The organism is Tardiphaga sp., from assembly GCF_028290785.1.
Lineage (GTDB): Bacteria > Pseudomonadota > Alphaproteobacteria > Rhizobiales > Xanthobacteraceae > Tardiphaga.
The window spans coordinates 1-10,079 of record NZ_JAQGJD010000311.1 but is presented as its reverse complement, the minus strand read 5'-3'; the positions used below and the strand labels follow the sequence as shown (position 1 = coordinate 10,079).

Annotated in this window: 10 protein-coding genes and 1 pseudogene; 7 read left to right on the top strand and 4 right to left on the bottom strand. The window is 67.3% G+C overall.

The window, feature by feature from the left end; all coding sequences use genetic code 11:
* The 7 genes and pseudogenes from JWR89_RS19145 to coaA all read left to right on the top strand — a co-directional run.
* Window positions 1-124 (top strand): annotated as a pseudogene (locus JWR89_RS19145) (imidazoleglycerol-phosphate dehydratase); the annotation flags it as partial.
* A gap of 162 nt (window positions 125-286) precedes the next feature.
* Window positions 287-814 (top strand): DUF2628 domain-containing protein, encoded by a 528-nt coding sequence (locus tag JWR89_RS19140; protein WP_299718986.1) that lies wholly within the window; start codon window positions 287-289, stop codon window positions 812-814.
* Window positions 811-1,461, top strand: a complete 651-nt coding sequence (hisH, locus tag JWR89_RS19135; protein ID WP_299718984.1) for an imidazole glycerol phosphate synthase subunit HisH — start codon at window positions 811-813, stop codon at window positions 1,459-1,461. Before JWR89_RS19140 ends, hisH begins: the two co-directional genes overlap by 4 nt.
* 172 nt (window positions 1,462-1,633) lie before the next feature.
* Window positions 1,634-2,374, top strand: a complete 741-nt coding sequence (gene hisA, locus JWR89_RS19130) for a 1-(5-phosphoribosyl)-5-[(5-phosphoribosylamino)methylideneamino]imidazole-4-carboxamide isomerase (protein ID WP_299718982.1) — start codon at window positions 1,634-1,636, stop codon at window positions 2,372-2,374.
* An 8-nt stretch (window positions 2,375-2,382) separates the two neighbouring features.
* A complete protein-coding gene (hisF, locus tag JWR89_RS19125) occupies window positions 2,383-3,159 on the top strand; it encodes an imidazole glycerol phosphate synthase subunit HisF (RefSeq protein WP_299718981.1) in 777 nt (258 codons plus the stop codon).
* Window positions 3,160-3,220: 61 nt separating this feature from the next.
* Complete coding sequence (locus tag JWR89_RS19120) at window positions 3,221-3,544, top strand: phosphoribosyl-ATP diphosphatase (RefSeq protein ID WP_299718980.1); 324 nt, start codon at window positions 3,221-3,223, stop codon at window positions 3,542-3,544.
* Window positions 3,545-3,570: 26 nt separating this feature from the next.
* Window positions 3,571-4,524, top strand: a complete 954-nt coding sequence (gene coaA / locus JWR89_RS19115; RefSeq protein ID WP_299718978.1) for a type I pantothenate kinase — start codon at window positions 3,571-3,573, stop codon at window positions 4,522-4,524.
* 184 nt (window positions 4,525-4,708) lie between these two features.
* Here coaA and JWR89_RS19110 read toward each other — a convergent pair whose 3' ends face one another.
* From JWR89_RS19110 to JWR89_RS19095, 4 genes are all read right to left on the bottom strand, one after another.
* Entirely contained in the window at window positions 4,709-5,653 is a 945-nt protein-coding gene (locus tag JWR89_RS19110; protein WP_299718976.1) for a GNAT family N-acetyltransferase, read from the bottom strand.
* Window positions 5,654-5,894: 241 nt separating this feature from the next.
* Complete coding sequence (locus tag JWR89_RS19105; RefSeq protein ID WP_299718974.1) at window positions 5,895-8,195, bottom strand: PAS domain-containing hybrid sensor histidine kinase/response regulator; 2,301 nt, start codon at window positions 8,193-8,195, stop codon at window positions 5,895-5,897.
* Window positions 8,196-8,320: 125 nt separating this feature from the next.
* Complete coding sequence (locus JWR89_RS19100) at window positions 8,321-8,797, bottom strand: hypothetical protein (RefSeq protein WP_299718988.1); 477 nt, start codon at window positions 8,795-8,797, stop codon at window positions 8,321-8,323.
* Between the two features lie 113 nt (window positions 8,798-8,910).
* The coding region (locus JWR89_RS19095) for an ATP-binding protein (protein ID WP_299718972.1) at window positions 8,911-10,079 on the bottom strand (1,169 nt) is incomplete at its 5' end.

The window sequence follows — 10,079 nt, the reverse complement described above, 5'->3', positions numbered from 1 at the left end:
GAACAGCCATCATATCGCCGAATCCTGCTTCAAGGGTCTGGCGCGGGCGCTGCGCACGGCTGTCGCGATCGATCCGCGCAACGCCGGCGAAGTGCCATCCACCAAGGGTCAGCTCGGCGGCTGATCAAGAGGCACTGTCGAATTGGTCGTCATTGCGAGGAGCCCTTGCGACGAAGCAATCCAGTTCTTCCTTGTGGCCTTCTGGATTGCCGCGTCGCTTCGCTCCTCGCAATGACGGGGGATGGGACGGTGCGCCTCGCGGAAACGACTAGAATACGGAGCAGAAATGCCGGTCTACACCATTCACGCGCCCCTGGCCGAAAGCCGGGGCGTCGGCGCCGCGACGGACCGTTTCGTGTTCGTGCGCGACGGCTTTCATTTCTGGGCGTTTGTCGCAGGTCTGATCTGGCTGATCTGGCACCGGCTGTGGTGGGCGCTGCTCGGCTATGTCGTGATTTCGATCGTCGGCGAGGTCGCGCTGTCGATGCTCGGGGCGGGCTCGGGCACGCGGTTGACGGTGATGGTGCTGTTCGCGCTGCTGATGGGTTTTGAAGCCGCCAGCATCCGGCGCTGGACGCTGTCGCGCGGCGATTGGCGGCAGCTCGACATGGTGGTCGCCGACGACGCGGAAATGGCCGAGCAGCGCTTCTTCGACCGCTGGGCGAGGCAGGGTCTTGTCAACGACCAGGCGGCGATCGATCGCGGCGCGCCGCCGCCGACGCGTCATATTCCAGGCCAGCCGTTCTCGCGTCCGCCGTCGGCCGCGACCGAGTCGATCATCGGCCTGTTTCCCCAACCCGGAGCATCGCGTTGAGCGTCGCCATTATCGATTACGGCTCCGGCAACCTGCACTCGGCGGCAAAAGCCTTCGAGCGCGCCGCGCGTGGCATGGAAGTGCCCGAGAAGGTCATTGTCACCCGCGATCCCGAGACGGTGTACCGCGCCGACCGCATCGTGCTGCCCGGCGTCGGCGCCTTCGCCGATTGCCGCAAGGGCCTCGACGCGCTGGACGGCATGGTCGACGCCATGACCGAAGCGGTGCGCAACAAGGCGCGCCCGTTCCTGGGCATCTGCGTCGGCATGCAGTTGATGGCGACCCGCGGCAAGGAGCACGTCACCACCGAGGGGCTGAACTGGATCGAAGGCGACGTGGTCAAGATCACGCCGCGCGAGGAGAACTTCAAGATTCCGCACATGGGCTGGAACACGCTGGACATGGTCCGCGAGCACCCGGTGCTGGAGCGGCTGCCGCTCGGGCCGAAGGGCCGGCACGCGTATTTCGTGCACTCCTATCATCTGAATGCGGTGAACGAAGCCGACGTGCTGGCCTCCGCCGACTACGGCGGCGCGGTCACCGCGATTGTCGGCCGCGACACCATGATCGGCACCCAGTTTCATCCGGAAAAGAGCCAGCGGTTCGGTTTGGCGCTGATCTCGAATTTTCTGAAGTGGAAGCCGTGATGGCTTTGCCTGCTTTCTTTCTTGATACCTCCCCCCTTGCGGGGGAGGTCGGCGCGAAGCGCCGGGAGGGGGGTAAGCCACGGGCACCGTCCTCTTGGCTACCCCCCTCCCCGGCCCTCCCCCGCAAGGGGGGAGGGAGCTATAGCGCTCTCGGCTTCTGGACTACCTCATCATGATCCTCTTCCCCGCTGTCGATCTCAAGAACGGCCAGTGCGTTCGCCTCGAACAGGGCGACATGAACAGAGCCACCGTGTTCAATCTCGATCCCGCCGCGCAGGCGCGCGATTTTGCGGCGCAGGGGTTCGAGTATCTCCACGTCGTCGATCTCGACGGCGCCTTTGCCGGCAAGCCGGTCAATGCAGGTGCTGTTGAGTCGATGCTCAAGGCCGTCACCATGCCGGTGCAGCTCGGCGGCGGCATCCGCGACCTCGCCACCATCGAGGCCTGGCTGGCGAAGGGCATCACCCGCGTCATCATCGGCACCGCCGCGGTGCGCGATCCCGCGCTCGTGAAAGAGGCCGCGAAAAAGTTTCCCGGCCGCGTCGCCGTCGGCCTCGATGCCCGCGACGGCAAGGTCGCCGTGGAAGGCTGGGCCGAGACTTCCACGGTCACCGTGCTGGAGATCGCGCAGCGTTTCGAGGACGCCGGCGTCGCCGCCATCATCTTCACCGACATCGCGCGTGACGGTCTGCTCAAGGGCCTCAACCTCGATGCTACCATTCAACTCGCCGAAGCGATCTCGATCCCCGTGATTGCCTCCGGCGGCTTCGCGTCGATCGACGACGTCAAGGCGATGCTCGAGCCCCGCGCACGAAAACTGGAAGGCGCCATCGCCGGCCGTGCGCTGTATGACGGCCGGCTCGATCCCGCCGCGGCGCTCGCGCTGATCAAATCCGCCCGCGCGGCGGCCTAGGAACCGATATGTTCAAGATGCGCGTCATCCCCTGCCTCGACGTCAAGGACGGCCGCGTCGTCAAGGGCATCAACTTCGTCGATCTCAGAGACGCCGGCGATCCGGTCGAAGCCGCGGTGGCCTATGACGCCGCCGGCGCCGACGAGCTGTGCTTCCTCGACATCAACGCGACCCACGAAAACCGCGGCACCATGATGGACGTGGTCCGCCGCACCGCAGAGGCCTGCTTTATGCCGCTGACGGTGGGCGGTGGCGTTCGCACCATCGATGATATCAAGGCCCTGCTGCGCGCCGGCGCCGACAAGGTCTCGATCAATTCGGCCGCAGTGGCCAATCGCGAATTCGTCAAGCAGGCCGCTGAAAAGTTCGGCGAGCAGTGCATCGTGGTGGCGATCGACGCCAAGCGCGTCAAGCGCGGGGGCGGTGGCGAGCGCTGGGAGATTTTTACCCATGGCGGCCGCAACTCGACCGGCATCGACGCCGTGGAGTTCGCCCAGGAGGTGGTATCATTGGGCGCCGGCGAAATCCTGCTGACCTCGATGGACCGCGACGGCACCCGCTCCGGCTTCGACATCCCGCTGACCCAGGCGGTGGCCGACAGCATCAACGTGCCGGTAATCGCCTCCGGCGGCGTCGGTAATCTCGATCATCTGGTCGAAGGCATCAAAAGCGGCCACGCCACCGCGGTGCTGGCGGCGTCGATTTTTCACTTCGGGGAATTCACCATCCGCGAGGCCAAGGATCACATGGTCCGCGCCGGCCTGCCGATGCGGCTCGACCCGTAGTTCAAACTCTGTCAGGAATTCGCATTCGAGCCGGCAACCGGCTGAACCCAGAAGGCGCCGCATGGCCCGCTTTACGATCCACGACCTCGCCGCCACCATCGACGCCCGCGCCGCGTCTGGTGGCGAGGCGTCCTATACCCGCAAGCTGCTGGACAAGGGCGCCGAGCACTGCGCCAAGAAGTTCGGCGAGGAAGCGGTCGAGACCGTGATTGCTGCCATCGAGAACGACCGCAACCATATCATCAACGAAAGCGCCGACCTGCTGTTTCATCTGCTGGTGCTGCTGAAGTCGCGCAACGTCGCGCTGGAAGAAGTCGAGGCAGCGCTCGGCCTGCGCACCACGATGACCGGACTGGAAGAAAAAGCGGCGCGCAAGCGCGACTGACGCTCCACTCGAACGGGGACTGCTTCATGGATATGCGGGCAGAGCAGCAATACAATCCGTACCGGACGTTTTCGCGCGAGCAGTGGGCGGCCCTGCGCGACGACACCCCGATGACGCTGGAAGCCGGCGAGATCGCCGCGCTGCGTTCGATGTACGACCGGCTCGATCTCAAGGAGGTCGAGGAGATCTACCTGCCGCTGTCGCGGCTGCTGTCGATCTACGTCACGGCGACGCAGCGATTGTACTACGCGCAGCGGAGATTCCTCGGCATCGAGGATCGCAAGATGCCCTACATCATCGGCGTCGCCGGCTCCGTGGCGGTGGGCAAATCGACCACCGCGCGCGTGCTGCAGGCGCTGCTGGCCCGCTGGTCGCCGCGGCCGCGGGTCGATCTCGTTACCACCGACGGCTTCCTGTTTCCCAATGCGGTGCTCGAGCGCGAGGGCATCATGCAGAAGAAGGGCTTTCCGGAAAGCTACGACCTGCCGACGCTTTTGTCGTTCCTCAGCGACATCAAGGCCGGCCGCTCGCCGGTGCGCGCGCCGCTGTATTCGCATCTCACTTACGACGTGCTGCCGAACAAATGGCAGGAGGTCGACCAGCCCGACATCCTGATCGTCGAAGGCGTCAACGTGCTGCAGACCGGCCGGCTGCCGCGCGACGGCCGCGCGGTGCCCGTCGTCTCCGACTTCTTCGACTTCTCGGTGTTCATCGACGCCGACGAGCCGGTGCTGCGCGACTGGTATGTGCGCCGCTTCCTCGCTTTGCGCGACACCGCGTTCCACGACCCGCGCTCCTACTTCAACCGCTACGCGCTATTGTCCGACGAAGAAGCCACCGCCACCGCGCTGGCGATCTGGGAACGCACCAACCTCGCCAACCTCGAAGATAATATTCTGCCGACCCGCCCACGCGCGACGCTGATCCTGAAAAAGGGCGCGGACCACGTGGTGGAGAACGTGGCGTTGCGGAGGCTCTGACCTCTCCTCGCAATGACGGTGGCTCCAGTCGCGCCGCATACTCAGCCGTCGTCCCCGCGAAGGCGGGGACCCATACGCCGTGCAGAAGTGTGGCGCGCGGTAGGGTGCCGTCCAGCTATCGCAGGCTCGGAGGTTATGGGTCCCCGCCTTCGCGGGGACGACTCGCGGGAACTACAGCGATAAACTAAGCCGCTTTCGCGTCCCCGCCAAAATGCTCGATATACTTCGCGCCGATCGCCGCCACCGGCATCACGATCAGCACGTCGGTGGTGCCGAACTGGTGGTCGATCACGGCGCCGTCGCCGATATGCGCGCCGAGCCGGAGATAACCCTTGATCAGCGGCGGCAGCGCGCGCAGCGCGGCCTTGGGGTCGATCGCTTCCTTCGCCATCCGGTTCATCTCGACGTAGCGTGACGGGTGCGCGCAAGCGCGCCAGGCTTCGGGAGCGCGGGCGTGGTGATGCAGGAACGACAGCGGCAGTGCCAGCCGGTCCGGGTCGGTGCCCTCGAAACTGGCGCAGCCGATCATCACGTCAAAACGGTTCTGCTTCACATAGGCCCAGATGCCCTGCCACAGCAGCTCGACGGTGCGCTTGTTGCGGTAGCGCGGCAGCACGCAGGAGCGGCCGAGCTCGAGGAAGCGCAGCCCGGCGTGGCGTTCGATCATCCCGGACAGGTCGAATTCGTTCTCGGTGTAGAAGCCGCCATGCTTCATCGCGGTTTCGTGCTGCAGCAGGCGATAGGTGCCGACCACCGGCTGGCGGCCCGACAGCGTCGGCTTGGCGGCGTGGTCGATCACCATCAGGTGGTCGCAGATCTTGTCGAAGGCGTCCTTGTCGCGCTGCGCCAGCATCGCGGCGGCATCCGCAATGGCGTGGCCGTCCTTGTAGAACACCTTGTAGCGCAGTTTTTGCGCGCGCTTCACATCGCGCTTGTCGTTCGCCAGCCGCACTTCTAGCGGACCCATCCGGCCGAGCGAAACCGGCGCGTGCGGAAAGCGGATGGTCGAGGCGAATTCGAGCGGCGGCTTGAACCAGGTGATCGCGGTATGCGCGGCGGCGCCCATGTTCTGCGGGCGCAGCATCTGCATCAGGCCCGGTTTCGGTCGCGCGGTTTCGTTGCCCTGCATGGCCATCCCCTCGGCCGCCCGGATCGATTCGAATCGATGCGGCCCTGAAAGGATCAGACATCACGCGCGCTCAACAGCCGTGTGACGGTGACATGGAGGGCGTGTGACAGAGATGGTCGCAACTACGCTCCGTCCTCATCCTGAGGAGCGCGCCGCTTGGCGCGCGTCTCGAAGGATGGCGTCCCATCTCATGGTTCGAGACGGCGCCGAAGTGGCGCCTCCTCACCATGAGGACTGAGCTTTACGCCGCCACGTTGCGCGATGCCGCCAGCCCGGCCAGCGCTTCGGCGAGCTTGTCGCGATCCAGCGGCTTGACCAGGAAGCCGTCCATGCCGGCTTCGAAGCAGGCGTAGCGGTCTTCCACCAGCGTGTTGGCGGTGAGCGCCAGGATCGGCGTCCGCCGCACCTTTTGCCCGGCCTCGCGGGCCCGGATCCGCTTTGCGGTCTCGATGCCGTCGAGCTTGGGCATCTGGATGTCCATCAGGACCAGGTCGTAGGGCGTGCCGGCGGAATCCGAGGCGAGCCAGGATTCCAGCGCCTCGGCGCCATTGGTGGTGATCACGGCATGATGTCCGAGCCGCGCCAGCAAGGAACGCATCAATAGCGCGTTGATCTCGTTGTCCTCGGCGACCAGGATCGACAGCCCCGGCGATAGCCCGGGCGTCCCCGCCAGCGGTTTTGGCGGCGCCTGCTCGACGAGGTCATCGGCCATCAGCGATGGCGCAGTGTCGGCCGGCAGCGTCAGCCGCGCCGCAAGGGAAGCCGCGCGCAGCGGCTTGACCAGATAGCCGGTGAAGGCGGTGGCGGCGGCCGGCTGCAATTCGTGCCGCATCATGGGGGTGAACATCACGATGCGCTGCACCGCGTGCGGAATCGCAGCTTGCGCCAGCCGCTCGACCTCGGCCGGGCCGAGCGCGCGGTCGATCAGGATGGCGTGCCAGGCGCGTTCCGCGAGCAGCGCCTGCGCCACCGCGGGATCGGACACGGTGCAGGTCTGCGCGCCCCAGCGCGCCAGCCGTCGCGCGGTCAATGACGCCTCGATGCTCTGCGGCGCCACCAGCATCACCGACTGGCCGGTGAGATCCGGCGCGTCGAACCGCTGGTGCTCGCCGCCATCGCCGTCGCCGGCGGCGAGCGGGATCGCGACTTCGAAGGTCGAGCCGACGCCGGGTTCGCTCGTGAGCGTGATGCGGCCCTTCATGCGCCTGACGATGCGCTCGCTGATGCTCAGGCCCAGGCCCGTGCCGCCATAGTTGCGCGCGGTCGCTTCGTCGGCCTGCTCGAACTCGCGAAAGATGCGCTGCTGCGCTTCCGGCGCGATGCCGATGCCGGTGTCGCGCACCAGGAAGCTGATCTCGTTCGGCGCAGCTCCGGGCTCGACGATCAGCGCCACGCCGCCGGTGGAGGTGAACTTGATGGCGTTGCCGGCGAGGTTGAGCAGCACCTGGCGCAGCCGCGCCGCGTCGCCGATCACCTGCAGCGGCAGCCGCTCGTCCACATAGGCGGCGATCTCCAGATCGCGCGCCTGCGCGCGCGGCGCCAGCAATTCGGTGATGTCCTCGATCAGCGCCGCCAGCGCGAACGGGCGGTGTTCGAGGTCGATCTTGCCGGCCTCGATCTTGGAGTAATCCAGCAGTTCCTCGATCAGCGACAACAGCGCGTCGCCGGAGGTTTTCACCGCCTTGGCATAGGTTGTTTGCTCCGGCGTCAGGGCCGTATCGAGCAGCAGCCCGCTCATGCCCAGGATGCCGTTCAGCGGCGTGCGGATTTCGTGGCTGGCCATCGCCAGGAAACGCGACTTGGCGCGGTTGGCGGCATCGGCGAGGTCGCGCGCCTCGCCGAGCGCGCGTTCGGTCTCGGTGCGATCGGTGACGTCGCGGCCGACGCATTGCAACTCGGCGGGATGCCCGGCATCGGTGCGCACCAGCCCTTCGCGCCAGGCGATCCAGCGCGGCCCGGTGGCGGTGAGGATCTGCTGGTCGTGGATGCTGGTGCCGTTCGACTCGTTGGCGACTTCGCCCTGCTGCAGAATCTCCAGCTCGAAGCGGCTGCCGACCAGCGCTTCGCGCGGCTGGCGCGCCAGCGTGCAATAGGCGTCGTTGACGAAGCTGATGGCGCCATCGGCACTGCGGATCACGATCAGGTCGCCCTGCGCCTCGAACAGGTTGCGGGCGCGCTCCTCGGCCTCCTTCAGCTCCCAGTTGCGATCGACCAGTGCGTCATTGTGCAGCGCCAGCGCGCGCATCCGCTTCGCCATGAAACGCATCCGCATGCTCAACGCCGCGAGCGCCACGCAGGCGATCGCGAACAGCAGGCTGGCGCCGAGCGCGAAGGCATGCGGATCGTAGCCGGAATTCTGCGAGGTGCTGCCCTGGATGAAGCCATAGGCGCCGCCGAACGCGGCCGAGAACATCACGAAAGAGCGGATCGCAAAGTTCAGCCACGGGTGGTGGCGGGCGAAGTGGCGCAAGCGCACCTTGATCCGGAAAATGCTCACCACGCCCACCCCGATAGTGCCCGTCATGCCCGCGACGCGCGGCATGGCTCCGCCGCGACTGGCGCGCGCGGATGCCGCCGAGCATGCGGGGATGTCGTTGCCAAGTGCTTGCCGGTGCGCGACTTGCGAGCTGGCGCTCCGAACGTGGTGAATGAAGCGTTAACGCCGGATCAGAACGCCGCCGCGGCCATGTGGTGGCGGTCGCCGTGGCCGCCGCGGGCGCCGACGATCAACGCGGCGGCATCGCGCGGCGTGAAGTGGCGCGAGCTGACGAAGATCGTGTAGTCGGCATCCCCCTGGTCGGACAGGTAGATCACCGGCTCGCCGGCGGCGGGCACGGTGGAGATGGCGATGAAACGGGTGGCGGCGCTGATCGCGCAGCCGCCGGCGTCCGTGGTGTCGATATCGTCGACCACGGTGAAGTCGGCGGCCTCGGCGCGATCGACGATCTGCACCCGCACCGTCGCCTCCGCGGGATCGTCGGTGAAGCCGACATGCCATTGCGCCTGCCACGGCGTCGCGGCGATCTGCACCGAAGTCTCGCCGATCGCGATACACGGCCGCGCGCCGGAGCCCGATCCGCCGCGCGCCAGCAACGCCACCAGCACCAGCGGAATCGAGGAAGCCAAAATCTTGAAACGCACCATGATACGCACTCGCCCTCTCCCGATACGCGGGATTATGGTGAGCGGAGTGTAAACGATACTGGTTACCGCGGGGTTGACGGGGCAGCGTGGATCGCGCGCGGCGCGCGTAACGCCTACGCCGCGCGGCGGACGTCCTCGGCGAGCGCGCGGTACGACAGCGCTTCGGCGAGGTGCAGCCGGCCGATCTTTTCCGCGCCGTCGAGGTCGGCCAGCGTGCGGGCCACCCGCAGCACGCGGTGATAGCCGCGCGCGGTGAGCTTCATGGTCTCCGCGGCGTCGTGCAGCAGCGCCAGCCCCTGCGCATCCGGCTGCGCCACCACCTCCAATAGTGACGCGGGCGCCGAGGCATTGGTGCGGACGCCGTGCAGCCCCGCCGCGGCGTAGCGCGCGGCCTGGATGTCGCGCGCCGCCGCCACCCGGGCGGCGACTTCCGCCGAGCCCTCCGCCGCCGGCGGCAGGATCAGGTCGGCGGCGGTCACCGCGGGCACCTCGATGCGCAAATCGATGCGGTCCATCAAGGGCCCGGAAATGCGCTCCTGATAGTCCGCGGTGCAGCGGTCGTTGCGGCCGCGCCTGCAGGCGTAGCCGGGCTCATAGGCATGGCCGCAGCGGCACGGATTCATCGCCGCCACCAGCATGAAGCGCGCGGGATAGGTGACGCGGTGGTTGGCGCGCGACACCGCGACCTCGCCATTCTCGAGCGGCGCGCGCAACGAATCCAGCACCCGCGGATCGAACTCCGGCAATTCGTCGAGAAACAGCACGCCCTGATGCGCCAGCGAGATTTCACCGGGGCGGGCGCGGATGCCGCCGCCGGTCAGCGCGGCCATGCTGGCCGAATGATGCGGCGCGCGAAACGGCCGCCGCGCCGTCAGCGCGCCGTCCTTGATCTCGCCGGCCACCGAGGCGATCATCGAGACTTCCAGCAGTTCCGCCGGCGACAGCGGCGGCAGGATCGACGGCAGCCGTGCCGCCAGCATCGATTTGCCCGCGCCCGGCGACCCGGCCATCAAGAGATGATGGCCGCCCGCCGCGGCGATCTCCAGCGCGCGCTTGGCGCTCTCCTGCCCCTTGATGTCGCGCAGGTCGAGCAGCGTCGCCGGCGCTTCGTGCACCCGCGGCCGCGGCCGCGACAGCACCTGCGTGCCCTTGAAGTGGTTGGCGATCTGGATCAGCGAGGTCGCCGCGATGATCTCGATGTCGGGACTGGCCCACGCCGCCTCGGCGCCGCACGCCGCCGGACAGATCAGCCCCTCGTCGCGCGCATTGGCGCCGATCGCCG

What these genes read in the sequence shown, in the direction of transcription:
- hisA (WP_299718982.1), top strand. Translation starts at nt 1,634, where the DNA reads ATGATCCTCTTCCCCGCTGTCGATCTCAAGAACGGCCAGTGCGTTCGC.
- JWR89_RS19110 (WP_299718976.1), bottom strand. Translation starts at nt 5,653, where the DNA reads ATGCAGGGCAACGAAACCGCGCGACCGAAACCGGGCCTGATGCAGATG.
- coaA (WP_299718978.1), top strand. Translation starts at nt 3,571, where the DNA reads ATGGATATGCGGGCAGAGCAGCAATACAATCCGTACCGGACGTTTTCG.
- hisF (WP_299718981.1), top strand. Translation starts at nt 2,383, where the DNA reads ATGTTCAAGATGCGCGTCATCCCCTGCCTCGACGTCAAGGACGGCCGC.
- JWR89_RS19100 (WP_299718988.1), bottom strand. Translation starts at nt 8,797, where the DNA reads ATGGTGCGTTTCAAGATTTTGGCTTCCTCGATTCCGCTGGTGCTGGTG.
- JWR89_RS19140 (WP_299718986.1), top strand. Translation starts at nt 287, where the DNA reads ATGCCGGTCTACACCATTCACGCGCCCCTGGCCGAAAGCCGGGGCGTC.
- JWR89_RS19120 (WP_299718980.1), top strand. Translation starts at nt 3,221, where the DNA reads ATGGCCCGCTTTACGATCCACGACCTCGCCGCCACCATCGACGCCCGC.
- JWR89_RS19105 (WP_299718974.1), bottom strand. Translation starts at nt 8,195, where the DNA reads ATGCCGCGCGTCGCGGGCATGACGGGCACTATCGGGGTGGGCGTGGTG.